The 467-nt window shown below is 66.6% G+C and carries 1 pseudogene; it reads right to left on the bottom strand.

The window, feature by feature from the left end:
* Positions 1-467 (bottom strand): annotated as a pseudogene (locus AC0L20_RS39890) (ATP-dependent DNA helicase); the annotation flags it as partial.

Below are 467 nucleotides of genomic sequence, written 5' to 3'. Positions count from 1 at the left end.
CGGCCATCGGCGACGGCGCGGGCAAGTCGCGGCTGACCATGCGCACCTCGCCCGCTTCCATGCGCCGCAGCAGCGCGAGCCAGCCCTCGCTGTCCATGGCTTCGTGCAGGCAGTCGTCGAGGGTTTGTTCCACCAGGGGATGGTCGGGTACTTCGCGCTCGCCGGCGAGGTTTTCAAGGCAGGCGATCTGGTCGGGAAACACGCTGGCGATCAGGTCTTCGCTTTTCATGCGCTGGATCTGCGGCGCCACCTTGCGCCCGCCGGTATAGCGCGGCAAGGCCAGCGCCACCCCGGCGTTCCAGCGCCAGCGCACACCGAACAGCGGCGCATCCAGCACGGCCTGGATCAACAGGTGTTCGGCGCTGTGGCTGTTGAGGTAACGCCACACCTCATCCAGCGCGAAGCTGTGGCTGGTGGACAACGACAGCACAATCGCATTTTCGCTGGCCGCCGCTTGCAGCTCGAAG

This window comes from Bradyrhizobium sp. Kon58, assembly GCF_055807455.1.
The sequence above is the reverse complement of the archived record's forward strand: the minus strand, read 5'-3'. Positions and strand labels throughout refer to the sequence as shown.